The sequence below is a fragment of the Blastococcus sp. SYSU DS1024 genome (genome assembly GCF_054050795.1).
The window spans coordinates 306,501-330,541 of sequence record NZ_JBJHAA010000001.1; the positions used below are offsets into that span (position 1 = coordinate 306,501).

Consider the following 24,041-nt stretch of genomic DNA (forward strand, 5'->3'; position numbering starts at 1 on the left):
ATGCGCGTCGCGGAGCTCTGGCGCTACCCGGTGAAGTCGCTGCAGGGCGAGCGGCTGGCCGAGGCGGAGCTCGGCCCGCTCGGCATCAGCGGCGACCGGCGCTGGGCGCTGTTCGACCGCGACACCGGCTTCGGGCTGACCGCCCGCCGGGTGCCCGACCTGCTGTTCGGTGCGGCCCGCGTGCGCCCGGACGGCGGGGTCGAGGTGGTGCTCCCGAACGGCACGGTCACCACCGACGAGGCCGTGCTCTCGGACTGGCTCGGCCGGCGGGTGGAGCTCCGGGCGGCCGGGGACGACGACGCCGTCCCGACCTACGAGTCGGCCGTGGGCGACGACGAGCCCGATCCGAACGAGTGGCGGCAGTGGGAGGGTGCCCCCGGCCCGTTCCACGACAGCCCCCGCATCCGGCTCTCCCTGGTCTCCACCGGCACGCTGGGCACCTGGGAGCGCCGCCGGTTCCGGGCCAACGTCGTCCTGGACGGCGCCGGGGAGGACGCGCTGCGCGGCACGGAGGCCGACCTGGGCACCGCGCGGCTGCGGTTCGGCACCGGCATCCCGCGCTGCGTGATGACCACCCGGCCGCAGCCGGGCGGGATCGCCCGCGACACCTCCGTGCTGAAGGCGGTGCACCGCGAGCGGGACGGACTGCTCGCCGTGCGGGCCGCCGTCCTCACCCCCGGGCGGGTCCGGGTCGGGGACGAGCTCCGCGGCGCGGCACACTGAGCGCGTGCGCACCGTCGACCTGCGTCCCGGCGAGGACAGCATCCGGCTCGGCCAGCTGCTCAAGCTGGTCGACGCCGTCCCCACCGGCGCCCAGGTCAAGGACGTGCTGCTCTCGGGCGCGGTGACGGTGAACGGCGAGCCGGAGGAGCGCCGCGGCCGGCAGCTGCGCTCCGGCGACGTGGTGGCGATCGAGGGCCACGAGGACGTCCGGATCAGCTGACCGGTTCCACGTGGAACCGACCGGGGAGGGAGCCGCATGACCGCACCGCTCGCGTCCCGCCTGCGCGGTTTCGGGACGACGATCTTCGCCGAGATGAGCGCGCTCGCCGTCGCGACCGGGTCGATCAACCTCGGGCAGGGCTTCCCCGACTACCCCGGCCCGGCGGAGGTGCTGGACGTCGCCCGCGCCGCCATCGGCACCGGCGCCGACCAGTACCCGCCCGGCCCCGGCATCCCCGAGCTGCGGGCCGCCGTCGCCGAGCACCGGCAGCGGTGCTCCGACTCCCCCGCGCACCCGGCCTACGACCCCGACACCGAGGTGCTGGTCACCGCCGGCGCGACCGAGGCGCTGGCGGCGGCGATGCTCGCCCTGCTGGAGCCCGGCGACGAGGTGGTGCTGTTCGAGCCGATCTACGACAGCTACAGCGCCTCGGTCGCCATGGCCGGCGGCGTGGTGCGCCCGGTGCCGCTGCACCCGCCGGAGGACGGCGCCGGGCCGTGGACCTTCGACGAGGCCGAGCTGCGCGCCGCGATCACCCCGCGCACCCGGCTGCTGCTGGTCAACTCCCCGCACAACCCGACCGGCACGGTGCTCACCGCGGCCGAACTGGCGGTGCTGGCCGAGCTCGCCACGACCCACGACCTCACGGTGGTCACCGACGAGGTCTACGAGCATCTGGTCTTCGACGGTGCCCGGCACGTCTCGCTCGCCACGCTGCCCGGGATGCGCGAGCGCACGCTGGTCGTCTCCAGCGCGGGCAAGACGTTCAACGTGACCGGCTGGAAGGTCGGCTGGGTGTGCGGACCGGCGCCACTGGTGGCCGCCGTCCGCACCGCCAAGCAGTTCCTCACCTACGTCAACGGCGGCCCGTTCCAGCCGGCGGTGGCCGCCGGGCTGCGGCTGCCGGAGGCGTACTTCACCGGCATCGCCCGTGACCTGCAGTACCGGCGCGACGTCCTGGTGGCCGGGCTGCGGGACGCCGGGCTGCCGGTGATCAGCCCGCAGGCGACCTACTTCGCCACGGTCGACGTCCGTGGGGTGCAGCCCGACGGCGACGGGCTGGCCTTCTGCCGCGCGCTGCCGCAGCGTGCGGGCGTGGTCGCCGTCCCCACCGTGGTCTTCTACACGCCGGAGCACGCCGCCCTGGGTCGGCACCTGGTGCGGTTCGCGTTCTGCAAGAGCGATGCGGTGCTCGGCGAGGCGGTCGAGCGGTTGAGGAGGCTGGCATGAGGGTCGCAGCGGTGCAGCACGACATCGTCTGGGAGGACCGGGAGGCGAACTTCGCCCGGCTGGCCCCGCAGGTGGCCCGGGCGGCCGCCGCCGGCGCCGAGCTCGTGCTGCTCACCGAGACGTTCTCGACCGGGTTCTCGATGACGCCGGGCATCGGGGAGCCGGAGGACGGCCCGTCGGCGAGCTTCCTCGCGGCGCAGGCCGCCGAGCACGGCGTGTGGGTGGGCGGCAGCTGCCCGGAGATCGCGCCGGGGGACGGTGGGCAGGGTGGGGGAGAGGCAGAGCTGCCCTACAACTCCTTCGTCCTGGCCGGCCCGGACGGGACGACCCACCGCTACCGCAAGCTGCACCCGTTCACCCACGGCGGGGAGCACGAGCGGTTCCGCGCCGGCGACGGCCCCGTCACCGTGGCGATCGGGGGCCTGCGCATCACCCCGTTCGTCTGCTACGACCTGCGCTTCGCCGACGTCTTCTGGCGCGCGGCGCCGCAGACTGACCTCTACGTGGTGGTGGCCAACTGGCCGGCCGCCCGGCGCCTGCACTGGCAGACGCTGCTGCAGGCCCGGGCCATCGAGAACCAGGCCTACGTCGTGGGGTGCAACCGGGTGGGAACCGCCGGGGACGGCACGGAGCACGCCGGGGACAGCCGGATCGTGAGCCCGATGGGGGAGCTGCTGGCCACCGCCGCCGGGACCGAGACCCTCGTGCTGGCCGACGTCGACGCCGCCGAGGTGGCGGCCACCCGCGACCGGCTGCGGTTCCTCCCCGACCGGCGCGGCTGAGGCCGGCGGCCGTCAGGTCCGGGGCGTGCCGTCCCGGTCGACGGTGATCTGCTCGCGCAGCACCTGCTCGGTCACCGTCTCCTCGCCCTCGACCTCCTCGGTGCGCAGCCGCACCCGCTCCACGGGGACCACCTGGACGTCGAACACCGGCCGCTCGGCGTGCAGCACGATCTCGTCCGGCAAGCCGGACGCGGAGGTGTCCTCGGGCACCAGAGACTCCCCGGCGGGAGCCGCGTCCCCGGTCGCCCCGGCGCCGTCCAGCGGCACCTCCTCCAGGCGGATCTCCTCGCGCCGGACGGGCACCGTCACCTGCACCTCTTCGGTGACGACGTACTTGACCAGACGGACCCGCCGCATGGCGACCCGCTCGGTGTCGAACCGGAGGCGTTCCTCGCTGCGCGTCATGGCGCCGTCGGTCGGGGTCGCGGCGTCGTCGCCCTCCCGGTGACGCCCGCCGGTTCCTGCGCCCCGGGTCTCGTCGAGGCCGTAGTGGCGCCGCAGCTCGGCCTCCTCCCCCGGGTCGAGGTGGTCGCCGCCGACGGCCGGGGCGCTCGTCACCGCCTCCGCGGTGACCGGCAGCCGCAGCCGGCCGTCCTCCCAGGAGGCCTCGCGGGCGGGCACGATCGAGTGCCGGGTGCCGAACAGGCCGGTGGTCACCGCCACCCAGGTCGGCTCACCGGTCCGGTCGTCGACGAAGAAGTGTTCGACGGTGCCCAGCTTGTCGCCACCGTCGCCGTAGGCGGTGCTGCCGATCGCGGCGGACACCTCGCGCTCGCTCAACATGGGTCGGGCTCCCCTCCGTGCGGCGCGCTCGGTCGCGCGTCCCGCCGTACAAGGCTGCCCACCGGGCGGGGTCGGTGAACATCGGCTGTGCCGGGCCTCAGTCGCCCGGCAGCACCAGGTCGACCACCACCGACCGGTGATCGCTGCCCCGGACCGGGACGAAGCCGCAGCCGGCGACGGCGAGTCGCGGATCGACCAGCACGTGGTCGAGGCCCAGCCGGGGGGCCGGGAGCCGCAGCGGCCGCCAGGTCCAGGTGTGCCCCACGCCGACGGCGCGGGCGGCGTGCAGGTAACCCAGGCGCAGGACTGCGCGCAGCGCCGCGTGGTCGAGCGTGGCGTTGAAGTCACCGGCCAGCACCCGCAGCACCGCCGGATCGGGCGCCGGCAGGGCGGCGAGGTCGGCCGTCCAGGCGCGGACGGCGGCCGGTGACGTCGCCGGGGGGAAGGCGTGCACCGCGGTGACCTCGAGCGCGGGCCCGGCGCCGAGCTGCAGCCGCACCGTCGGCTGCTCGAAGCCACCCGGCACGGCCCCGCGGCCGTCGACCGGCAACCGGCTCCAGATGCCACCGGCCGCCGAGGCGACGCTGCCCGGCCGGGCAGGGATGACGTGGGCGTGCGGCAGCAGCTCCGCCAGCCCGGCGGCGGTCAACCGCCCCTCGGCCTCCGGGGTGAGCTCCTGCACCGCCAGGACGTCGACCCCGTGCCGGCGGACGAGCTCGACGACCGGCTCGGCGGGGACCAGCCCGCGGCGCAGGCTCACCGTGGCGATGCGCACCCGCCGCCCCGTCGGCGGGGCGCCGGCGGGCGGCCTGCCCCGGTGCGAGCGCACGGCGGCACCGAGCGTGGCGCCCGCCGCCGCGGCGAGCAGGGTCCCCGCCCGTGACCGGGCCCGCACGGCCGCGGCCAGCGGCACGACGGCGGCGGCCGCCGCGTAGGGGGTGAACGCCAGCGCGGGCACCAGCGGGAAGCCCCGCTCGGCGCCGGTGCGGCGCAGCACCGCCCACACCGCCCACGGCGTGGCGACCGCGACGGCCCACCGGGGATCGGGGTCGGTCCGGGCCATGGCGGTCACGCTAGCCAGGGCGCCGGTGGGCCGCCCCCCGGTCGGTGCCCTACGGTCGGGCCGTGGTCGCCGAGCAGCTCGAGATCGAGCGGAAGTTCGACGTGGACGAGGCGTTCGCACCGCCGTCCCTGGACGCGGTCCCCGGCGTCGCGGTCGTGGACCCCCCGGTGGTCCACCAGCTGGCGGCGGTCTACCACGACACCCCTGATCTCCGGCTGGTGCGCGCCCGGGTCACCCTGCGCCGCCGCACCGGGGGGCCGGACGAGGGCTGGCACCTCAAGCTCCCCGCGGACGGCGCCCGCCGGGAGCTGCACGCGCCGCTGGCGCTCGGCACCGACGTGGCACCGGCCGAGCTCCTGGACGTGGTCGCCGGGCTCCTGGGCGGGGAGGTGCCCGCGCCGGTCGTGACGATGCGCACCCGGCGGGTGGTCACCGCGCTGCGGGACGCCACCGGCCGGGTGCTGGCCGAGCTCGCCGACGACACGGTCACGGCGACGGTGCCCGCGTCCGCCCCCGGTGACGCGCCCGAGGTGCGCCGCTGGCGGGAGCTGGAGGTCGAGCTCGTCGACGGTGCCGAGCCGGTCCTGGCCGCGGTGGGCGACGTGCTCGTCGCCGCCGGCGCCCGCCCGTCCCCGCGGGCCTCGAAGCTGGCCTCCGCGCTCTCCTCCCGGCTCGACCGCACCGCCTGACCCGGCCCCGGGAACGCACCGGCGCGCTCCGTCGTCCATCCTCTGCACCGGCGCGCGACGACCTCGTCCCGCCGTGCCCCTCGATCCCGCCGGAGGTCCGCCCTGTCCCTCATCGGTCTGCTGGGCTTCGGGACCGTCGTCCTGCTGGCCGTGGGGTTGCTGCACGCCTACCTGTGGCTCCGGCTGGTCCGGGGCACCACCGAGCCCGGCCGGCTGCGCCGTCGGCTGACCCTGCTCACCGTCCTCCTGGCGGTGTTGCCGGTGGCGGCGGTGCTCTCCCGCGGCGTGCTGCCGGGGGACTCCGCGACCCCGCTCAGCTGGGTCGGCTACAGCTGGCTCGGCATCGCCCTCTACTCCGTGCTCGCGCTGATCCTCCTGGAACCCGTGCGCTGGGTGGGCAACCTCCGGATACGTCGGACGGAGGGCATGCTCGTCCCGAGCGGGCCCCGCAGGGACGACGAAGCGGCTCCGCCCGGCAGGGGGACGGCACCGGGTCGCGGTGCCGTCCGGCAGGACGGCGAGGGGCAGAGCGGTGCCGTCCGGCAGGACGGCGAGGGGCAGAGCGGTGCCGTCCGGGCAGGCGGCGTTGTGCTCGCCGATGCCCCTGCGGACGCCCCTGCCGGCGGCATCGGGCGGCGGCTCTTCCTGGCCCGCGGCCTCGCGGTGACCGCCGGCGCGGTCGCGCTGGGCACCGCCGGCACGGGCGCCTGGTTCGCCAACTCCGCGCCGGTGGTGCGGCGGGTCCCGGTCACCCTGCGGGGGCTGGACCCGGCGCTGGACGGGCTGCGGATCGTGACCTTCTCCGACGGCCACCTGTCGGCCACCTACGGCGGCCGGCGGTTCGAACGGGTGGTGGAGCTGGTCAACGAGCAGCGGCCCGACGTCGTGGCCATCGTCGGCGACCTGGTCGACGGCGACGTGGACGAACTGCGGGAGGACGTGGCCCCGCTGGCGGACCTGGTCAGCGAGCAGGGCGTCTACTTCGTCACCGGGAACCACGAGTACTTCGTCGACACCCGGGCCTGGATGCGGCACCTGCCGACCCTGGGCGTGGACGTGCTGCGCAACGAGCGGGTGGCGATCCGCCGGGGCGGCGCCTCCTTCGACCTGGCCGGGATCGACGACCGCATCGCGGCGGCGTCGGGTGTGCCGGGCCACGGCGCCGACCTGGACGCCGCGCTGGACGGGCGCGACGACGGCACCCCGGTGGTCCTGCTCGCGCACCAGCCGGCCATGGTGGAGCAGGCGGCCGCGGCCGGCGTCGACCTGCAGCTGTCCGGGCACACCCACGGCGGGCAGCTCTGGCCGTTCGACTACGCCGTGCGGCTCGACCAGCCCTCCGTGGAGGGGTGGTCCCGGTACGGGGACACCCAGCTGTACGTCACCTCGGGGGCGGGGTACTGGGGTCCGCCGATGCGGGTCGGGGCGCGTCCGGAGATCACGGTGGTGGAGCTCCGCGCTCCGGGCCGCTGACCGGCGTCAGGCACCGGCGAGGGCGTCGAACGCCGCCTCGATGCACTCCTCGAGCCCCTGCTCGCCGCCGCTGTCGGCCCAGGTCAGCAACCCGGTGGTGTAGGCGGCGAGGTAGGCGCTGGCCACCACGAGATCGGCCGGCCGGGGCGGACCGCCGTCGGCGCACGCCTCGGCGACCATGGTGGCCGTCATGCGGTCGAACTCTCCGGTGCGGTGCCGCAGCGACGGGCTCCCGGCGATGATCTGCCAGCGCGCGTGCAGCTGGGCGCGCACCTCGGCACCGATCCCGGTGAGCGACTCCATGGCCGCCCGGCGGATGCGCACCCCGAGGGGCAGCTCGGCCGGCTGGGCGCCGATGAGCGCCGCCACCTGCTCCGGCGCGATGAGCCGCATGACGAGGTGTTCCTTGCTCGGGTAGTGCGCGTAGAACGTGGGCACCGAGACACCCGCGGCGGCGGCCAGGCGGCCGACCCCCACCTGGTCGAAGCCCTCGGCCTGGAACAGCCGCACCGCCGCGTCGAAGATGCGCTCGTGGGTGGCCTCCCACCTGCGCCTCCGCCAGTCGGGTGAGTCGGTCACGCGATGATCATCGGCCGATCGCGCGGTCCCTGCCAGCCGCCGTCCCGGGCACCACCCGGTCGGCCAGGTGACCCGCGGCACGGCACGGGTGATGTGACGTCCCATACGACATGACGACCAGACGTCTCCTCGGGCAGTACCTTTGGTCCCGTGGTGAGCCCCGTAGCAGGTCCGAAGTACCTGTCGGTCCGTGAGCACCTGCGCCGCCGGGTCGCCGCGCTGCCCGAGCTCACGCTGCTGCCGCCCGAGCCGGTCCTCTGCGCCGAGTACGGCGTCAGCCGCATCACGCTGCGGCGTGCGGTCGACGGGCTCGTGGCCGACGGCCACCTCGTGCGGGAGCAGGGCCGGGGCACCTACGTGACCCGCCCGGCCATCCGGCACGAGTACCGCGAGAGCTTCGTGCACCGCATCGCGGGGTTCAACTCGGTCATGACCGAGCAGGGTGCGCAGGTCGGCACGACGGTGCTCGTCCAGCGGGTCGTGCCGGTACCGGCGCCCGTGGCGACCGAGCTGAAGCTGGAGCCGACGTCGGAGGTGGTGGAGCTGGTGCGGCTGCGCAGCGTCGACGGCACGCCCAACCACGTCGCGCACAGCTTCCTGCCGGCTGCCGCGTACCCCGGGGCGGTCGACGCGGACTTCAGCGAAGGCTCCCTCTACGACTACCTGCGCCGGGAGTACGCGGCCGACCTGGCGCACGCCCGCATCGTCGTGGACGTCGGCACCGCCGCTCCCGACGAGGCCGAGGCGCTCGGCGTGGTCGCCGGCTCCCCGCTGCTGGTCGTGCGGACCACGGTGCGGGACGGCGAGGGGCGCCCCCAGGTGCACAGCTTCTCCCGGCTGCGACCCGATGTCAGCCAGGTGGAGTTCGAGGTCTCCGTGGGCGGCCGCTGACGTGCGGACGACCGCGACGGGGACCCGGGAGGTGCCGGAGCGCCGCGCGGAGGTCTGGCGCGCGCTGGCGGTGCTGGAACCCTACTGCGCCGTCTGCGACGTCTCCTACGTGCTCGGCGGCGCCGGAGCCCCCGGGGTCGGGACGACGTTCGTCTGCTCGCCGGGGCGGCTCGACGGTGCGGCGCCGCGCCAGGGCTCCCCGCGCGGGGAGATCGTCGCGTGGGAGCCGCGCAGGCGGGTGGCCACCCGCCTGGAGCTCACCCCGGAGACGTGGACGACGGAGATCGAGCTCTCCGACACCGCCGCCGGCGGCACGCGCGTCTCGATCACGATCGGTCACGAGCCCACCGGCGGCAGCCGGCTGGTCCGCCGGCTGACCCGCACCGCCGTGCGACGGCTGGTGCAGCGGACGGTCGACGCGGAGCTGGCCAAGGTCCCGGCGCACGTGGCTCAGGCGGCCGCAGGCTCCTGAGCGGGGATGCCGTGCCGGTCGTTCGGGGGAATCACGCTTCGTCGTGGTCGACCGGGGTACGGAGCCTCGTCGTGCACCGGCGGCACGCTCGGCACCGTGCCGGGGGAACCGTGCCCGCCGGTCAAGCGATCCGAGGAGCTTGCCATGGAAATCATCGGACTGATCATCGCCGGGCTCATCATCGGTCTGCTGGGGAAGTTCGTCGCGCCCAGCACGCGGGACAACACGCCCATCTGGCTCACGCTGCTGTGCGGCGTCGGCGGTGTGCTCCTGGGGTACTGGGTGAGCGGCCTGCTGGGCGTGGAGGACACCGCCGGCATCGACTGGCTGCGGTGGATCATCTCCATCGTCCTGGCGGCGGTGCTGGTGGTGGCGGCCTCCACGCTCACCGGGCGCAACGACCGCGCCGTCCGCTGACCTGACCGCCGTCCCCGGCGGAGACGGTCGGGCTCAGACCTCGACCGTCTCCCCGGGGGTCAGCCGGGCGACCGGCGTCGGGGTCCCCGGACCCCGCTCCCCGAGCAGCCCGCTCACCACGCCGATCCCGGTGTCGTTGAGCAGCCCGTCGTGCACGGCGTAGGCCTGGTCGGCCCGCACCTCCCGCAGGTAGTCGATGACCTCGGCCGTGCGCGACCAGGGCGCGTGCAGCGGCAGGAGCAGCGTGGGGACGGGCGTCCCCGGCACGGTGAAGGCGTCGCCGGGGTGGAAGACCTGCCCGTCGACGAGGAAACCGACGTTGGCCACCCGGGGGAGCTCCGGGTGGATCTCGGCGTGCAGCTCACCGTGCACCTGCACCTCGAACCCGGCGACCGTGACCGCGTCGCCGGCCCCGACCACGTGCACGCGGTCGCCGGCCCCTTCGAGCGCCGCCGCCACCGCCCGGTTGGTCCACACCTCGAGCGACGGGGTCGCCTCCAGCGCAGCCCGCAACCGGTCGGCGACGAAGTGGTCGGGGTGCTCGTGCGTGACCAGCACCGCCGTCGCGCCGTCGAGGGCCACCGGGTCGGTGAAGGCCCCGGGGTCGATGACCAGCCGCCGGTCCCCGTCGGAGAGGACCACGCAGGCGTGCCCGTACTTGGTGAGCTCCATGACCCCGATCCTGCACCCGGCACCCGCGGCTCACCCTTCGGGGTGAGGGCTCGGCCCGCCCCCGTCACCCGCGCCCGCCGACCTGCCGACGTCCTTCGCATGATGCTGCAGACCACCGCGTTCGCCGCCGCCCGCAGCCGCGCGCACGGCCCCACCGCTGCGCTGTGGCACGCGGTGGAGCTGCACCGGCCGCCGGCCGAGGTCGACAGCGCCTGCGAGCTCACCGTCTGCGGCTCGCTGGCCCGGGTCACCCCGGAGCAGCAGTGGCCGCTGCGGGCCTCCGACGTCTGCCCGACCTGCGCCGCGCTCGCCCGGTGACCGCGTCGCCGGCGACGGCGACCCCGTGACGCCCTGCCGCCGGCCCGGACCCGCCCCCCGGCGGCAGGTGCACCCCTCCCGGAACGGCCTCAGCGGCCGGTGAACCGGGGCGCGCGCTTGGCCAGGAACGCCTCGACGGCCTCGCGGTGGTCGGCGGACTGCCCCACCTGCGTCTGCAGCCGCCCCTCCAGGGCCAGCGTCTCCTCCAGCGAGTCGGTCGCGGCCGTGGCGAGCACCGTCTTCACCGCCCGGTAGGCGGCGGTCGGGCCCGCGGCCAGCCGGGCCGCCAGCTGCTGGGCCTCCGGGAGCACCTGCTCGGGGGCCACCACCCGGTGCACCAGACCCCACTGCGCGGCGGTCTCGGCCAGGAACGGCTCCGGCAGCAGCAGCAGCTCCGCGGCGCGTGAGCCGCCCACGCTGTGCACCAGCCGCGCCGCCAGCGCCGAGTCGCTGGACAGCCCGATGCCCGTGAACGCGGTGGTGAACTTGGCGCCGGCGGCGGCCACCCGCAGGTCACCGGCGAGGGCCAGCCCCAGCCCCGCCCCGGCGCAGGCGCCGTTGATCCCGACCACGACGGGTACGCGCAGGCCGGCCAGCGCCAGCACCAGCGGGTTGTACTCCCGCTCCACCACCGACAGCGGCGCCTCGGCGCCCCCCTGCATCTCCGCGAGGTGCTCCCCGAGGTCCTGCCCGACGCAGAACGCCCGTCCCGTGCCGGTGAGCAGCACGGCGCGCACCGAGTCGTCCGCCGCGACGTCCTGCACCGCGGCCAGGAGGTCGCGGCGGGAGGCGTGGGTCAGCCCCGGGCGGAGCAGGGTGAGGGTGGCGACGCCGTCGGCGTCCTCCCGGGTCACGGTGTCGGACATCGTCGCCCGCCTTCCGGTTCGCGGTCGGCCGCGGCGCGGCCCTGTCGCCGGTCACCTTGCCAGGCCGCGGGCAGGCGGAGGCAGCCCCCCGGCCCCGGACCGGCGCCGGGGGTTCCGTGGTGCCCCGTGCACGCCACGCAACCGGCGCGCCGACGTGACAGGTGGTGCGGGAGGGGCGGGCGCGGCGCACCGGGTCGGGTGGTGGACGATGGTGCCCGTTTCGCGACGGTCAGGTGGGTCGCGGGGCGGACAGGCAGGCGCGGGCGGCGCGCCGGCCCCGTGCGGCGACGCCACGGCCCGTGCGCACGGGCCGGACGGACGAGGAGTGACCCCCGTGGTGGAACCAGGACGCCGGTGCCTGGGTGACCGCTACGAACTGCACCAGTTGATCGCCACCGGCGGGATGGGCCAGGTCTGGCGGGGTCTCGACGTGGCGCTGCACCGTCCGGTCGCCGTGAAGGTCCTGCGCAGCGAGTACACCGGGGACCCCACCTTCGTCGCCCGGTTCCGCGCGGAGGCCCAGCACGCCGCCGCGCTGAACCACCCCAACATCGCCGCCGTCTTCGACTACGGCGAGGAGACCGCCCGGGACGGTTCGGGGGAGACCCTGGCCTACCTGGTGATGGAGCTGGTGGAGGGCGAGCCGCTCTCGGCGCTGCTGCGGCGGGAGGGCGCGCTGGACGCCGAGGCGACGCTGTCTCTGCTGGGGCAGACCGCGGCGGCGCTGGCCGAGGCGCACCGGCGGGGTCTGGTGCACCGTGACGTCAAACCCGGCAACATCCTGGTCCGCCCCGACGGGACGGTGAAGATCACCGACTTCGGGATCGCCTGGTCCGCGCGCAGCGTCGCGCTGACCCGCACCGGGCAGGTCATCGGCACACCGCAGTACCTCTCCCCCGAGCAGGCCGAGGGGCGGCACGCCACCCCGGCCAGCGACGTCTACGCCCTCGGCCTCATCGGCTACGAGTGCCTCACCGGGCACCCGGCCTTCGACGGCGACAACGCCGTCACCATCGCCCTCAAGCAGGTGCAGCAGGAACCCGAACCGCTGCCCGGGGCGCTGCCCCCCGGCCTCCGGACGCTGATCGGCCGGGCGCTGGTCAAGGATCCCGGGGCGCGCTTCCCCGACGGCGCCAGCTTCGCCGTCGCCGTCGCCCAGGTCCGCGCCGGTCGGCAGCCGGACCCGGGCACGGTCGAGGTCGGCGTGGTGCCGCGACGTCACCGGGCAGCACCGGCCCGCCACGCCGGGTCGCGCCCCGGCCCGCGGGCCGCCCGCCCGCCGGCGGCGCGGCGGCGCGGCCGGCTGGCGGTCGTACTGCTCCCCCTCATCGGGCTGCTGGCCGGCGCGGGCATCACCGCGACCCTGCTGCACACGCTCACCCAGGGCACCTCGCCGAGCACGGCCGCGGCGGCCGAGGAGCGCATCGCCGGCAGCATCGTGCTCGCCTCGGAGGACTTTCTGGGCCGGCCGGTGGGTGAGGTCGCCGAGCGGCTGGCCGGCCTCGGGCTCACGGTCACCGTCCGGGCCGAGACGCGCGACGACGTCCGTGCGGGCCGGGTGACCGGTGTCGAGCCCGCCGGCCGCCCGCTCCGCGCCGGTGACCAGGTGGTCGTGCGGTACGCCACCGCCCCGGAGCAGCCGGAGGGCCCGCGGGCGCCGGTGGTGACCGGCGCCGCCGTCGACCGGGCCGTCCCGCCGAGCACGCCGCGCACGGAGCCGGCGGCACCTCCGACCAGCACCTCGACGCCGACGGCGACGACGACGCCTCCGCTCCCGGCGACGCCCACCACGACCACCCGGCAGCCGGAGGAGACGAGCACGCCGCCGACGACACCGACGACGACGCCCACGACCACGGCGACGTCGACCAGCCAGACGAGCGCGTCCCCCACCGCCACCCCGACGAGCCCCGCACCGGATTCGTGACCCCGCGGCAGCGGCCGCTGTCCCCACGCCTCCTCGGTGGCCGCTACGAACTGGTCTCGCTGCTCGCCACCGGCGGCATGGGTCAGGTCTGGCGAGGACGGGACGTCGTCCTCGGCCGGCCCGTGGCGGTGAAGGTGCTGCGCAGCGAGTACACCGGCGACCCCACGTTCCTCGCCCGGTTCCGCGCGGAGGCCCGGCACAGCGCCCTGCTGACCCACCGCAACATCGCTGCCCTGTTCGACTACGGCGAGTCCACCGGAACCGACGGCGAGGCGCTGGCCTTCCTCGTCATGGAGCTGGTCGAGGGCGAGTCGCTGGCCCAGGTGCTCGCGCGGGAGGGACGGCTCGGGGTCGACCGCACGCTCGACGTGCTGCGCCAGGCGGCGGCCGGCCTGGCCGCGGCGCACGCGGCCGGTCTGGTGCACCGGGACGTGAAACCGGGCAACGTGCTGGTCGGTACCGACGGGATCGTGCGGATCACCGACTTCGGCATCGCCTGGTCCGCGGCCAGCGCGCCGCTCACCCAGACCGGACAGGTGGTCGGCACCGCCCACTACCTCTCCCCGGAGCAGGCCGGTGGCAGCAAGGCCGGCCCGGCCAGCGACGTCTACGCGCTCGGCATGATCGGGTACGAGTGCCTGGCCGGGCACCGCGCCTTCGACGGCGACAACCCGGTGCAGATCGCGCTGCGTCAGCTCCGGGAACAGCCGCCCCCGCTGCCCGCCGACGTCCCCGACCAGGTGCGCACCCTCATCGACCGTGCGCTGCTGAAGGACCCGGACGAGCGGTTCCTCGACGGGGGCGCCTTCCGGGACGCCGTCGACGACGTGCGGGCCGGCCGGCCGCTGCCGCCGGTCGCGCGGCCGTCCGGCACGCGGCCCCTGGCCGCGCCGGGGGTCGCACCACGGCCGCTGCGGCGCCTCCTCGCCCCCCTGACCGCGCTGGTGCTCGGCGCCGGCCTGGGCATCGCCGCCCTGCAGGTGTGGGGTGACGCCCCGGCGGATCCCGGCGTCGGCACGAGCGACGCCGCGGAGCCGGTCGTGCTCACCGCCGCCGACTTCGTCGGCCGGCCGGTCGCCGAGGTGGAGGCGGAGCTGGCCGCCGCGGGCCTCGGCGTCGACCTCCTCGGCCGGGAGAGCGCCGCCGTTCCCGCCGACCACGTGCTGGCCCTCGCGCCGGTGGGCGCGGTCGCCCCGGGCACCGTCGTCACCGTCACCTACGCGGTCGCACCGCCGGAACCCGAGCCGGGCCCCGCGCCGCAGCCCGCCCCGGCGCCCGCCGACCCTGGCCCGGTGGTCCCCGCCCCGGTGCCGGTCGGCGACGAGGCCGACGACGCGCCCGCCGGAGGCGGCGGGAACGGCAACGGCAACGCGGGCGGGAACGGCAACGGCAACGCGGGCGGGAACGGCAACGGCAACGCGGGCGGGAACGGCAACCCCGGCGCCAACGGCCGGGGCCGCGGCTAGCGGATCAGCCGCGGGCGGGTGCGGCGTCCTCGGTCGGCCGGTCCGCCCGGCCCGCGGCCAGCCACACTGCCCCGCCGAGAGCGCCGAGCGCGGCCGTGTGCAGGAAACCGCGGTCGGTGCCCGCGTCGGGCAGCACGACCAGCACCCAGAAGACCGCCAGGCCGCCCAGCCCGCCGGCGGCCACCCGCCACCCGGTCCGGTGGTCCAGCCGCCGGCCGACGGGCAGCAGACGCGCGAACGCGGCCAGCCCCAGCACGACGCAGACCGTGGCGAAGGCCGACCACAGCGGGATGGTGGACCACGCCGACTCCGTGCCGAAGCGCAGTGACAGGGCGAGCTGGAGCAGCACCAGGGACAGCACCACCAGGCCGGCGCCGATCAGCGCCGCCCGGTCACGGGGGGCACGGGAGCGCTCCGTGGCGGCGTCGGCCGCCGCCGGGGGAGGGGGTGAGGCGCCCGCGCCGGGCAGGCCGGGGACGAAGTCGACCGGGCCGGTGGGCTGGGCCTCCCCGGCCGGCGTGGCGGTCGGCGTGGTGGGCGGCCCCCCCGGCGCGGCGGGCGGGTGGACGGGAGCCGAGGGGGGCGGGAGCTGCTGCACCGTCGTCGGCGTGCCGGACGCCGGCGTGACCACCGGGATCTCCTGGGTCGACGACTGGGCGGGACCGGTGCCCGGGGTGGGGGACTGCGGTTCGGACGGCGTGCTCACGGGGTGCCTCCAGGTCGGCTCCGGCGGGACCACCGGTCGGTGCGGTGCGTCCCGCACGCTAGCGCCGCCGGGCCGGCCCGTCCGCGCGCCACCCGGGGCCGACGGGTCGCACCTGCCGGAGCGATCCGGCGCGCCTAGGGTCGATCCGTGGTCACGCGCGCCGGAGTCGTCGTCACGGGGACCGAGGTCCTCACCGGCCGGGTGGCCGACCGGAACGGTCCCTGGCTGGCCGAGCAGCTGCGCCGGCTCGGCGTCGACGTCGGGCACGTCGTCGTGGTCGGCGACCGCCCCGAGGACCTCGTGGCCGCGCTGTCCTTCCTGGCCGGCACCGGCGCCGACCTGCTGATCACCACCGGTGGGCTGGGGCCCACCGCCGACGACCTGACCGCCCAGGTGGTGGGCGGCTTCCAGGGCCGCGTCTCGGCGGTGGACGCCGCGCTGGAGCAGCGGATCGGCCGGATCGTCGAACGGCTGATGGCCCGCCGGGGCTGGCGCGCCGACCCGGCGTCCACCGCGGCGGGGGTGCGCAAGCAGGCCCTGGTCCCCGAGGGGGCCACCGTGCTGGAGCCGGTGGGTACCGCGCCGGGCCTGGTCGTCCCTCCCGCGCCGGGCCGGACCGGGCCGCCGGTGGTCGTGCTGCCCGGGCCTCCGGGCGAGCTGCGGGGCATGTGGCCGGCGGCCGTCGACGCGGCGCCGACCCGGGCGGCGCTGGCGGGCGCCGCGGAGCTCCGGCAGGAGACCCTGCGGCTGTGGGGCACCCTCGAGGCCCAGCTGGCCGCCACGCTGCGCGAGCTCGAACCCGAGCTGAGCGGCCTGGAGATCACCACGTGCCTCCGTGAAGGGGAGCTGGAGATCGTCACCCGCTTCCCCGCTGCGGCCCAGCCGGCCTACGACCGGTTCGCGGCCCGGCTGGGCGAGCGGTACGCCGACACGCTCTTCTCCACCGGCCCCACCCTCGACGAGCTGGTCGCCACCGCGCTCACCGAGCGGGGTCTGACGATCGCCGCCGCCGAGTCCTGCACCGGCGGGCTGCTCGTCGCCCGCCTCACCGAGCGGCCCGGCGCCTCCGCCGCCGTGCTGGGCGGGGTGACGGCCTACGCCGACGGGGCGAAGGAGGCCCTCCTCGGGGTCCCCGGCGCGCTGCTGGCCGAGCACGGCGCGGTCAGCCCGCAGGTGGCGCGGGCTCTCGCCGACGGCGCCCGCGGGCGCTTCGGCGCCGACATCGGGGTGGGCATCACCGGCATCGCCGGCCCCGGAGGTGGCACGGAGACCAAGCCCGTCGGGACGGTCCACCTGTGCGTCGTCGGCCCCGAAGGGGCGGCGGCGCGCTCCCTCGCCCTTCCGGGCAGCCGGTCGGCCGTGCGGGAACGCTCCGTCACGATGGCGCTGCACCTGCTCCGCCGGCTGCTGCTGGGCGGCCCCCCGGCCTGACGCCGCACGTGTCCGCTCCAGCCTGCCGGGGCACCTCCCGGCGGTGACGACGCTGACCCTGCACGCGACCGGCACCGCCCCACCGGCCGAGGTCTGGGAGCGGTACGCCGTCCCCGCTCGCTGGTCGGGGTGGTCGCCGCAGATCACCGGCGTGGAGCTCCCGGCGGACCGGCTGGCCGCGGGCGTCTCCGGCCGCGTCCTCGGCCCCCTCGGGCTGGCGGTGCCCTTCACCGTGGAGGAGGTCGACGAGGCCGCCCGGCGGTGGTCGTGGCGGGTGGCGGTCGGCCCGCTGCACGTGCGGCTGCTGCATTGGGTCGCCGAGGGTCCCGGCGGCGGGACGACCACCGGGTTGCGGCTCTCCGGGCCGGCTCCGCTCGTCCTGGCCTACGCCCCCGCCGCCCGCCTGGCCCTGGCCCGCCTCGTGCGCGCCTGAGCCGCCACCGGCGGGCGGAACCGGCCACGAGGGCGCGCCCGGCTGGATTACCGTGCCGTCATGCCCGCCACCCACGAGGTCACCAACCAGGTCCCGCCGCTGGTCGGGCACGACCCGATCGCCGGGGACGCCGCCCTCGCCGAGGCCTGCCGCCGGCACGCCGACCAGGCCACCCTCGCGTCCCTGGCGGAGCTGGGCCGGCTCGCGGGCAGCGAGCCGGCCCAGGAGTGGGGCCGGTTGGCGAACGAGAACCCGCCGCGACTGCGCACCCACGACCGCTACGGCCACCGGGTCGACGAGGTGGAGTTCCACCCGGCCTGGCACGAGCTCATGCGCACGGCGTTCGAGCACGGCCTGGCCGGCGCGCCGTGGACCGATCCGAGCCCGCACGCCCACGTCCGGCGGGCCGTCGGCTACCTGGGGTGGACGCAGGTCGAGATGGGGCACGGGTGCCCCACGACCATGACCTACGCGGTGGTCCCCGCGCTGCGCCGTTCCCCGGAGCTCGCCGCCCGCTACGAGCCCGGGCTCACCGCGCGGGCGTACCAGTTCGGGCTCACCGAGCCCACCGCCAAGCGGGGGCTCGTGGCCGGGATGGGCATGACCGAGAAGCAGGGCGGTTCCGACGTCCGCGCCAACACGACGCGGGCCGTCGCGCAGCCCGACGGCACCTACCGGCTCACCGGGCACAAGTGGTTCACCAGCGCGCCGATGAGCGACCTGTTCCTCGTCCTGGCCCGGCTCGAGGAGGGGGTCTCCTGCTTCCTCGTCCCCCGGGTGCTCCCCGACGGCACCCGCAACGTCTTCCGGCTGCAGCGGCTCAAGGACAAGCTGGGCGACCGCGCCAACGCCTCCAGCGAGGTGGAGTTCGACGGGACGACGGGGTGGCTGGTCGGCGAGCCCGGGAGGGGCGTCCCGGCCATCATCGAGATGGTCAACATGACGCGGCTGGACTGCGTGCTCGGCTCGGCCGCCACGATCCGGGCGGCGCTGACGCAGGCGGGCCACCACGCCCGGCACCGGCACGCGTTCGGCGCCCTGCTCGCCGACCAGCCGCTGATGCAGAACGTGCTCGCCGACCTCGCGCTCGAGAGCGAGGCCGCCACGGCGCTGGCCGTCCGGCTGGCCGCCGCGGTGGACGCGGGTGAGGCGGCCTTCCTCCGGCTGGCGGGGGCGGCCGCCAAGTACTGGGTGTGCAAGCGCGCACCCGGGGTCGTCGCGGAGGCGATGGAGGTCCTGGGCGGCAACGGCTACGTGGAGGAGTCCGGGTTGCCCCGCCTCTACCGGCAGGCGCCGCTGAACTCGATCTGGGAAGGCTCGGGCAACGTCATCGCCCTCGACGTCCTGCGGGCGCTGGGGCGCTCCTCGGAGTCGCTGGCCGCCGTCACCGCCGAGCTCGAGCTGGCCCGGGGCGCGGACCGCCGGTACGACGACGCGGTCAAGCGGCTGTCGGCCGAGCTGGGGGACCGGGACGGGCTGCCGTTCCGCGCCCGGCGAATCGCCGGATCGCTGGCGCTCTGCCTGCAGGGCTCGCTGCTGCTGCGCCACGCACCGGCCCCGGTCGCCGACGCCTTCTGCGCCTCTCGCCTGGGCGGAGAGGCCGGCGCGGTGCTCGGCACCCTGCCCGCCGGCGCCGCCGTCGCCGAGATCGTCCGGCGGTCCGGGGTCGCCGCTGTCTGAGGAGCGCTCGGGGCTACTACGCTCGGGGACGGCTCACGTGCTGCCCGTGTTCTTCGCGAGCGGTCGGTGCCTCCGGCGTCTGCGTGAGCGGACCCCACGACGACTGGACGAGAGCGGGCAGCGTGCAACCAGGCGACGACCGGTCCCCCGAGGACCGGCCCGACCCGTTGAGCGGTGTGCCCGATGCGGTCTACCGCCTGGATGCGCGGGGCTGCTTCGCCTACCTGAACCAGGCGGCCGAGCGGCTCCTGGGGCACAGCGCCGACGAACTGCTGGGCAAGGACGCCCGCGACGCCTTCCCGGCGCTGCGCGGCTCGCTCGCCGAGGAGCGGTACCGCGAGCTGCTCGCGGACGGCCGGGCGCGGGAGTTCCACTTCTACTACGAGCCGGCGGGGCGCTGGTACGAGGTCCGGATGTTCCCCGATCGGGCCGGCGCCGCCGTCCTCTTCCGCGACATCGACGTCCGCCGCCGCACCGACCAGGAACGCGACGCCCAGATCCGCGGCCTCACCGCGGTGCTGGAGGCCCTGCCCTCGCCCACCGTCCTGATCGGGCCGGACGGGCGGATCCAGTCCACCAACGGGGCGTGGGTGCGCAGCAGCGAGGAGCTGCTCCCGGCGGCCTCGTGGCCGGGCCGGGAGGGCGAGGACTACCTGGCGATCATGACCCGGGGGCTCGGCCCCGGGGAGCACGCCGGGCTGGTCGAGGGGCTGCGGGCGCTGATGACCGACACCGCGCGGTCGGACGGGCGCACGTTCTCCTACGACTACTCCTGCCAGACGCCGCGCGGCGTCGCCTGGTTCCACCTGCAGGCCACGCGGGTGGACCGCGAGGGCCGGGTCGTCATCACCCACAACGACGTCACCGACCAGGTGCGCGCCCGGCAGGACCTGGTGTGGAAGGCGCAGCACGACGACCTCACCGGGCTCCCCAACCGCTCCCGGCTGCTCGAGCTCACCGGTGAGGCGCTGGCCGCCGACCACCAGGCCGGCGTCGCGCTGCTCGTCATCGACCTCGACGCCTTCAAGACCGTCAACGACTCCCTGGGCCACCAGATCGGTGACGAACTGCTGCGCCAGGTGGGCGGCCGGCTCTCCCAGCAGCTCCGCCCGGGTGACGCCGTGGCCCGCCTGGGCGCCGACCAGTTCGTGGTGCTGGCGCGCGGGTGCGACGCCTCGGAGGCCGCCGCCCTGGCCTTCCGGCTGCAGACCGCGTTCGGCCGCCCCTTCGTCGCCGGGGAGATCTCCGTGCCGCTCAGCGCCAGCGTTGGCGTGGCGGTCGCCCGGCCGGAGGTCCGCGACGCCCACCACCTGCTCAGCGATGCGGACGCCGCGATGTTCGCCGCCAAGAGCTCGGGCCGGGACCGGGTGCACCTGTTCTCCCCCGCGTTGCGGGAGGCGGCCCGGTGGCGGCTGGAGGTGGCCACCCGGCTGCGGGGCGACGCCATCGACCAGCTGGTGGTGCACTACCAGCCCGTCGTGCGCCTGGACACCGGGCAGATCGAGGGCGTCGAGGCGCTGGTGCGCTGGCAGCACCCCGAGCGCGGACTGCTGTCGCCGGACACCTTCCTGTCCGTGGCCGAGGAGACCGGGCAGATCATCCCGATCACCCGCTGGCTGCTCCGCGAGACCACCCGCAAGGCGGCGGAGTGGGCCGCCGAGGGCCTCTCCCTGCGCATGTCGGTGAACGTCAGCGCCCGGCACTTCTCCGCCGAGACGCTGGTGCGCGACGTGCGGCTGGCCCTGCAGAGCTCCGGCCTCCCGGCCGACCAGCTGGTGCTGGAGCTCACCGAGACGAGCGTGGCCGAGGACCCGACGCGGGCGGAGGACCAGCTGTCGGTGCTGCGCGGTTTCGGCGTCCGCGTGGCGATCGACGACTTCGGCACCGGATGGTCCTCCCTGGCCCAGCTGTTCGCGCTCCCCATCGGCACGCTCAAGATCGACCGCTCGCTGCTCGCCGCCGCCGAGCGGGTGGCGGCCGGCGACACGGGTGCGGTGCTCGCGGCCATCGTCGGGCTCACCCGCACGCTCGGCATCAGCTCCGTGGCCGAGGGGATCGAGACCCCCGAGCACCTGCGGATGGTGCGCGAGGCCGGCTGCGACCTGGCGCAGGGCTGGCTGCTGGGCTACCCGATGCCCGCCGACCGGCTGCCCGGCTGGGTGCGCGAGGTGCAGCAGGCCGGCGGGGACCTGTGCGCCCTGGCGATCGCTGGTCACGCCGCCCCCGCACCCGGGTGAACCTCCGCCGTCCCGGCCGCCGGGCGACGGCCCCGGCCGGTCCGCCGCGCGCCGCCGGAACGTCCGTGGCGTCGCCCCCGGCGACGCCCGTCGCCGGACCCGGGCAGACTGTTCCCGTGCTGGACACCTCCGAGGCCGTGCCCGAGCCCGCCGAGCGGCCGGCCGGTCCCGTCGACGACGGCCGGGCGCGCCCCGCCCTGGACCTGCTCATCTGGGACGCCCCGAACATCGACATGACCCTGTCGACGGTGATCGGGGCCCGGCCGACGGCGGCCTCGCGACCGCGGTTCGACGCGATCGCGGCGTGGTTCGTCGAGGGCGCCGGCGATCCGGGCGCACCCGACTCGTCCGACGTCGAGGCGTGCGTCTTCGCCAACATCCCCCCGCAGCCGGGATCCCTGCAGCGCTGGGTGGAGGCGCTGCGCGGATTCGGCTACTCGGTGTTCGCCCGGCCGAAGACGCAGCCGGACGACGACATCGACCAGGACATGCTCGACCACATCGCCGTCCGCCGGCACAGCCACCACCTGCGGCGGCTGGTGGTCTTCTCCGGTGACGGCCGGAACTTCGCCGAACCGCTGGAAGATCTCGCCCGCCAGGGGACGCAGGTCGTCGTCGTCGCCTTCAGCGAGGTGGCCGGTTACGCGATCGGCTCGGACCTGCTGGATTTCATCGACATCGAGGACGTGCCGGGGGCCTTCGTCGAGCCCCTCGACCGGGTCCGCCTCGACGCGCTCCCGCCCGACGGCGCCTGGCTGCGGCCCACCCGCAGCCTCCGGGACTTCGTCGCCGGGTTCACCGCGCGCCGCGGCGGCTGACCTCGCGGCTGAGCTCGGTGTTCGCGGCCGGATCACCCGGACGGGTGGTAGCCGCGGAAACCGCTCAGGCAACCCGGCGCGGTGCCGATCGCAGAACTGTGCCGTTCTCATTCTCGCAGCGCCTGGTGGCCGCGCTCCGCCGCAGCGACGTGCTGCCGTCACCGGCGCCCGCCGATGATGCGGGGCCGCGCCGGGGCCGGGTCGCCGAGACGCGCCGGCTGGCGCGCGCCGTGCCCGGGCTGGCCGAGGAGCGGACCGAACGGGCCCGCACGGCCGGGCTCCTCGTCGGCTGGGTCGCCCTGGTCACCGTGCCCCTGTGGTCGCTGGTCGACCTGGTCACCGAGCGCGGCAACGCCGCCACCTTCCTGGTGGTCCGGCTGCTCTGCGAGATCCCGATGCTGCTCGCCCTGGTCGCGCTGTGGCGACTCCCGCTGGGCCGTCGGCGTCCCGAGCTGCTGACCTTCCTGGTGCTGGCCGTCGTGCAGGCCGAGGTCGCCTGGATGGTCACGCGCTCCGAGGACCCCCGGTACCACCTGCTCGGCTTCACCCTCGCCATCTACGGCAGCGGCTGCGTCCTGGTCGCCCGCCCCCGCTGGACGGTCGCGCTGGTCGCCGTCTCCTGGGCGGCTCTGGGCCTGGCCTCCGTCACCGCCGAGGACGGGCTCTCGCCCGGTGACCTGCTCGCCGTGACCGTCTACCTCGCCACGGCATCGGTGATCGCGGTCCTCGCCCACCTGCGGCGCTACGCCCTCGACAGCCGGGAGCTGCACACGAGGGTCCGGCTGGAGCGCGAGCAGCAGCGGACCGGCGTGCTGCTGGCCCAGCTGGAGCGCCTCAGCCACGAGGACCCCCTCACCGGCCTGGCCAACCGCCGCCGGTGGGACGCCGAGCTGGCCGAGCTGTGCACGCGTGCCCGCCAGCGGGGAGACGTGCTCAGCGTGGTGCTGGTCGACCTGGACCACTTCAAGGACGTCAACGACCGGTACGGGCACGGCGGAGGGGACGACGCGCTGCGCGCGGTCGCCGGGCTGCTGTCGGCCCGCGTGCGAGGTGGGGACCTCGTCGCCCGGCTCGGTGGCGACGAGCTCGCCGTCCTCCTGCCGGGGGCGGACGAGGCGCGCGCGACCGAGCTGGCCGAGCAGCTCCGGTGCGAGGCCCAGCTGCTGCGGCCCACCGGCTTCGGCGCCGCGGAGCTGAGCCTCTCCCTGGGGGTGGCCGCGGCGGCCGGCGACGACGCCTATCCCCTCGAGCTCATGTCCCGGGCCGACGAGCAGCTCTACCGGGCCAAGACCACCCGGAACGCGGTCGGGGCCGGGCTCGCGCCGCCCGGAGCGCCGGAGGGGCAGCCGGCCCGCTGAGCGGGACCGGTCCACCCCGGCGCGTCGGCCTCCCGTGCCGCCCGGCGCCCGCCGTCGGCGGTTACCGTTCCCGGGCGGACGGGCGACCGGGAGGTCGTCGGCCGAGCACCGGATGATCGAAAGAGGACCATGACCAGCGTTCCCGGCGTCGACCACCCGGCGGAGCAGAGCGAGGCCGAGGTGCGGCTGGCCGGCACCAACATCGCCGTCAGCGCCCGGGTGGAGGTCGTCCACGCCGGCGTGATCTCCGTCCGGCCGTCCGCGAGCAACTTCGTGGAGGGCTCGGTCGTGAACCCCGGCGACGTCGTCGAGGTCTACTGGCGCACCGAGAGCGGCCACCGCATGCTGCCGGCCGAGGTGCTGGACGTCCAGGCGGACGCGGTCGTGCGCTGGCGGCTCACCACGACCGGGCCCGCCGAGCACAGCCAGCGGCGGGCGGCGGTCCGCGGCCGCGTGACCGTTCCCGTGGAGGGTTCCCTCGGCGGGGTGGACCTCAAGGGCGAGACGCTGGACCTCAGCGAGGCCGGCATGCGCGTCCACTTCGAGGGGTTCGGCATGGTGCCCGACGCCGGGACGACGATGGGGCTGACCGTCCGCCTCGAGGACGGCCCGCTGGTGGCGCGCGGCGAGATCATCCGCATCCAGACCCGGGGGGCGCGCTGGGTGATGAGCATCCGGTTCGTCGACATCGCCGAGAAGGAGCAGGACCGGGTCCGGCGGCGGGTGTTCCAGGCGCTGCGCGAGGAGCGCGCGCGGATGGCGGAGTGACCCGGGGGGAAACCGGCGGGTAGCCGACCGCCTCCCGGG

At 76.2% G+C, this 24,041-nt stretch carries 25 protein-coding genes; 19 read left to right on the top strand and 6 right to left on the bottom strand.

Annotated elements, in window-relative coordinates; genetic code table 11:
- Genes ACI79S_RS01480 through ACI79S_RS01495 form a run of 4 tightly spaced genes read left to right on the top strand, consistent with a single transcriptional unit; the run spans window position 1 to window position 2,955 of the window.
- Complete coding sequence (locus ACI79S_RS01480) at window positions 1-723, top strand: MOSC domain-containing protein (protein WP_456591663.1); 723 nt, start codon at window positions 1-3, stop codon at window positions 721-723.
- Window positions 724-727: 4 nt separating this feature from the next.
- Window positions 728-943, top strand: a complete 216-nt coding sequence (locus ACI79S_RS01485) for an RNA-binding S4 domain-containing protein (protein ID WP_456591664.1) — start codon at window positions 728-730, stop codon at window positions 941-943.
- 36 nt (window positions 944-979) lie between these two features.
- A complete protein-coding gene (locus tag ACI79S_RS01490; RefSeq protein WP_456591665.1) occupies window positions 980-2,173 on the top strand; it encodes a pyridoxal phosphate-dependent aminotransferase in 1,194 nt (397 codons plus the stop codon).
- The gene (locus ACI79S_RS01495; RefSeq protein WP_456591666.1) at window positions 2,170-2,955 is read left to right on the top strand and encodes a nitrilase-related carbon-nitrogen hydrolase; all 786 of its coding nucleotides are present in this window, start codon (window positions 2,170-2,172) and stop codon (window positions 2,953-2,955) included. Before ACI79S_RS01490 ends, ACI79S_RS01495 begins: the two co-directional genes overlap by 4 nt.
- A gap of 12 nt (window positions 2,956-2,967) precedes the next feature.
- On the opposite strand, the gene ACI79S_RS01500 is transcribed toward ACI79S_RS01495, so the two are convergent.
- Window positions 2,968-3,738 carry a DUF2382 domain-containing protein gene (locus ACI79S_RS01500; protein ID WP_456591667.1) on the bottom strand — a complete coding sequence of 257 codons (771 nt, stop codon included), beginning with the start codon at window positions 3,736-3,738 and terminating at the stop codon, window positions 2,968-2,970.
- Window positions 3,739-3,835: 97 nt separating this feature from the next.
- Window positions 3,836-4,801, bottom strand: a complete 966-nt coding sequence (locus tag ACI79S_RS01505) for an endonuclease/exonuclease/phosphatase family protein (protein WP_456591668.1) — start codon at window positions 4,799-4,801, stop codon at window positions 3,836-3,838.
- 62 nt (window positions 4,802-4,863) lie between these two features.
- Here ACI79S_RS01505 and ACI79S_RS01510 point away from each other — a divergent pair, with 62 nt between their 5' ends.
- On the top strand, window positions 4,864-5,490 hold the full coding sequence (locus tag ACI79S_RS01510) for a CYTH domain-containing protein (RefSeq protein WP_456591669.1): 627 nt from the start codon (window positions 4,864-4,866) through the stop codon (window positions 5,488-5,490).
- Window positions 5,491-5,640: 150 nt separating this feature from the next.
- A complete protein-coding gene (locus ACI79S_RS01515; RefSeq protein WP_456591670.1) occupies window positions 5,641-6,963 on the top strand; it encodes a metallophosphoesterase in 1,323 nt (440 codons plus the stop codon).
- A gap of 6 nt (window positions 6,964-6,969) precedes the next feature.
- Here ACI79S_RS01515 and ACI79S_RS01520 read toward each other — a convergent pair whose 3' ends face one another.
- On the bottom strand, window positions 6,970-7,542 hold the full coding sequence (locus ACI79S_RS01520) for a TetR/AcrR family transcriptional regulator (RefSeq protein ID WP_456591671.1): 573 nt from the start codon (window positions 7,540-7,542) through the stop codon (window positions 6,970-6,972).
- 153 nt (window positions 7,543-7,695) lie between these two features.
- Between ACI79S_RS01520 and ACI79S_RS01525 the strand changes: the two genes are divergently transcribed.
- From ACI79S_RS01525 to ACI79S_RS01535, 3 genes are all read left to right on the top strand, one after another.
- Window positions 7,696-8,433: a GntR family transcriptional regulator gene (locus ACI79S_RS01525; protein WP_456591672.1), complete on the top strand. Its 738-nt coding sequence runs from the start codon at window positions 7,696-7,698 to the stop codon at window positions 8,431-8,433.
- A gap of 31 nt (window positions 8,434-8,464) precedes the next feature.
- Window positions 8,465-8,905, top strand: coding sequence for an SRPBCC family protein (locus ACI79S_RS01530; protein ID WP_456591673.1), 441 nt, complete (start codon window positions 8,465-8,467; stop codon window positions 8,903-8,905).
- 144 nt (window positions 8,906-9,049) lie between these two features.
- Entirely contained in the window at window positions 9,050-9,322 is a 273-nt protein-coding gene (locus tag ACI79S_RS01535) for a GlsB/YeaQ/YmgE family stress response membrane protein (protein WP_347058774.1), read from the top strand.
- Window positions 9,323-9,355: 33 nt separating this feature from the next.
- Here the strand turns inward: ACI79S_RS01535 and ACI79S_RS01540 are convergent, their stop codons facing one another.
- Window positions 9,356-9,994, bottom strand: a complete 639-nt coding sequence (locus tag ACI79S_RS01540) for an MBL fold metallo-hydrolase (RefSeq protein WP_456591674.1) — start codon at window positions 9,992-9,994, stop codon at window positions 9,356-9,358.
- A gap of 99 nt (window positions 9,995-10,093) precedes the next feature.
- Between ACI79S_RS01540 and ACI79S_RS01545 the strand changes: the two genes are divergently transcribed.
- Window positions 10,094-10,312, top strand: a complete 219-nt coding sequence (locus ACI79S_RS01545; protein WP_456591675.1) for a hypothetical protein — start codon at window positions 10,094-10,096, stop codon at window positions 10,310-10,312.
- A gap of 89 nt (window positions 10,313-10,401) precedes the next feature.
- On the opposite strand, the gene ACI79S_RS01550 is transcribed toward ACI79S_RS01545, so the two are convergent.
- Window positions 10,402-11,178, bottom strand: a complete 777-nt coding sequence (locus ACI79S_RS01550; RefSeq protein WP_456591676.1) for an enoyl-CoA hydratase-related protein — start codon at window positions 11,176-11,178, stop codon at window positions 10,402-10,404.
- A 334-nt stretch (window positions 11,179-11,512) separates the two neighbouring features.
- Here ACI79S_RS01550 and ACI79S_RS01555 point away from each other — a divergent pair, with 334 nt between their 5' ends.
- Together ACI79S_RS01555 and ACI79S_RS01560 are read left to right on the top strand one after the other, a co-directional pair.
- Complete coding sequence (locus tag ACI79S_RS01555; protein WP_456591677.1) at window positions 11,513-13,105, top strand: protein kinase domain-containing protein; 1,593 nt, start codon at window positions 11,513-11,515, stop codon at window positions 13,103-13,105.
- Window positions 13,102-14,571, top strand: a complete 1,470-nt coding sequence (locus tag ACI79S_RS01560; protein WP_456591678.1) for a protein kinase domain-containing protein — start codon at window positions 13,102-13,104, stop codon at window positions 14,569-14,571. Before ACI79S_RS01555 ends, ACI79S_RS01560 begins: the two co-directional genes overlap by 4 nt.
- Before the next feature lie 4 nt (window positions 14,572-14,575).
- Here ACI79S_RS01560 and ACI79S_RS01565 read toward each other — a convergent pair whose 3' ends face one another.
- A complete protein-coding gene (locus ACI79S_RS01565) occupies window positions 14,576-15,277 on the bottom strand; it encodes a hypothetical protein (protein ID WP_456591679.1) in 702 nt (233 codons plus the stop codon).
- Between the two features lie 147 nt (window positions 15,278-15,424).
- Between ACI79S_RS01565 and ACI79S_RS01570 the strand changes: the two genes are divergently transcribed.
- The 7 genes from ACI79S_RS01570 (at window position 15,425) to ACI79S_RS01600 (ending at window position 24,002) form a co-directional block, all read left to right on the top strand.
- Window positions 15,425-16,708: a competence/damage-inducible protein A gene (locus ACI79S_RS01570; protein ID WP_456591680.1), complete on the top strand. Its 1,284-nt coding sequence runs from the start codon at window positions 15,425-15,427 to the stop codon at window positions 16,706-16,708.
- Window positions 16,709-16,751: 43 nt separating this feature from the next.
- On the top strand, window positions 16,752-17,141 hold the full coding sequence (locus tag ACI79S_RS01575; protein WP_456591681.1) for an SRPBCC family protein: 390 nt from the start codon (window positions 16,752-16,754) through the stop codon (window positions 17,139-17,141).
- Between the two features lie 60 nt (window positions 17,142-17,201).
- Window positions 17,202-18,821, top strand: a complete 1,620-nt coding sequence (locus ACI79S_RS01580) for an acyl-CoA dehydrogenase family protein (RefSeq protein ID WP_456591682.1) — start codon at window positions 17,202-17,204, stop codon at window positions 18,819-18,821.
- Between the two features lie 83 nt (window positions 18,822-18,904).
- Window positions 18,905-21,058: a putative bifunctional diguanylate cyclase/phosphodiesterase gene (locus tag ACI79S_RS01585; RefSeq protein WP_456591683.1), complete on the top strand. Its 2,154-nt coding sequence runs from the start codon at window positions 18,905-18,907 to the stop codon at window positions 21,056-21,058.
- A gap of 116 nt (window positions 21,059-21,174) precedes the next feature.
- A complete protein-coding gene (locus ACI79S_RS01590; protein ID WP_456591684.1) occupies window positions 21,175-21,876 on the top strand; it encodes an NYN domain-containing protein in 702 nt (233 codons plus the stop codon).
- Between the two features lie 98 nt (window positions 21,877-21,974).
- Window positions 21,975-23,234, top strand: coding sequence for a diguanylate cyclase (locus ACI79S_RS01595; protein ID WP_456591685.1), 1,260 nt, complete (start codon window positions 21,975-21,977; stop codon window positions 23,232-23,234).
- Window positions 23,235-23,363: 129 nt separating this feature from the next.
- The gene (locus tag ACI79S_RS01600) at window positions 23,364-24,002 is read left to right on the top strand and encodes a flagellar brake protein (RefSeq protein WP_456591686.1); all 639 of its coding nucleotides are present in this window, start codon (window positions 23,364-23,366) and stop codon (window positions 24,000-24,002) included.
- Window positions 24,003-24,041: the final 39 nt, after the last annotated feature.

Excerpts from the sequence above, each read along its gene's own strand:
- ACI79S_RS01480 (WP_456591663.1), top strand. The coding sequence starts at position 1 with ATGCGCGTCGCGGAGCTCTGGCGCTACCCGGTGAAGTCGCTGCAGGGC.
- ACI79S_RS01490 (WP_456591665.1), top strand. The coding sequence starts at position 980 with ATGACCGCACCGCTCGCGTCCCGCCTGCGCGGTTTCGGGACGACGATC.
- ACI79S_RS01495 (WP_456591666.1), top strand. The coding sequence starts at position 2,170 with ATGAGGGTCGCAGCGGTGCAGCACGACATCGTCTGGGAGGACCGGGAG.
- ACI79S_RS01500 (WP_456591667.1), bottom strand. The coding sequence starts at position 3,738 with ATGTTGAGCGAGCGCGAGGTGTCCGCCGCGATCGGCAGCACCGCCTAC.
- ACI79S_RS01505 (WP_456591668.1), bottom strand. The coding sequence starts at position 4,801 with ATGGCCCGGACCGACCCCGATCCCCGGTGGGCCGTCGCGGTCGCCACG.
- ACI79S_RS01535 (WP_347058774.1), top strand. The coding sequence starts at position 9,050 with ATGGAAATCATCGGACTGATCATCGCCGGGCTCATCATCGGTCTGCTG.
- ACI79S_RS01540 (WP_456591674.1), bottom strand. The coding sequence starts at position 9,994 with ATGGAGCTCACCAAGTACGGGCACGCCTGCGTGGTCCTCTCCGACGGG.
- ACI79S_RS01545 (WP_456591675.1), top strand. The coding sequence starts at position 10,094 with ATGATGCTGCAGACCACCGCGTTCGCCGCCGCCCGCAGCCGCGCGCAC.
- ACI79S_RS01550 (WP_456591676.1), bottom strand. The coding sequence starts at position 11,178 with ATGTCCGACACCGTGACCCGGGAGGACGCCGACGGCGTCGCCACCCTC.
- ACI79S_RS01580 (WP_456591682.1), top strand. The coding sequence starts at position 17,202 with ATGCCCGCCACCCACGAGGTCACCAACCAGGTCCCGCCGCTGGTCGGG.
- ACI79S_RS01600 (WP_456591686.1), top strand. The coding sequence starts at position 23,364 with ATGACCAGCGTTCCCGGCGTCGACCACCCGGCGGAGCAGAGCGAGGCC.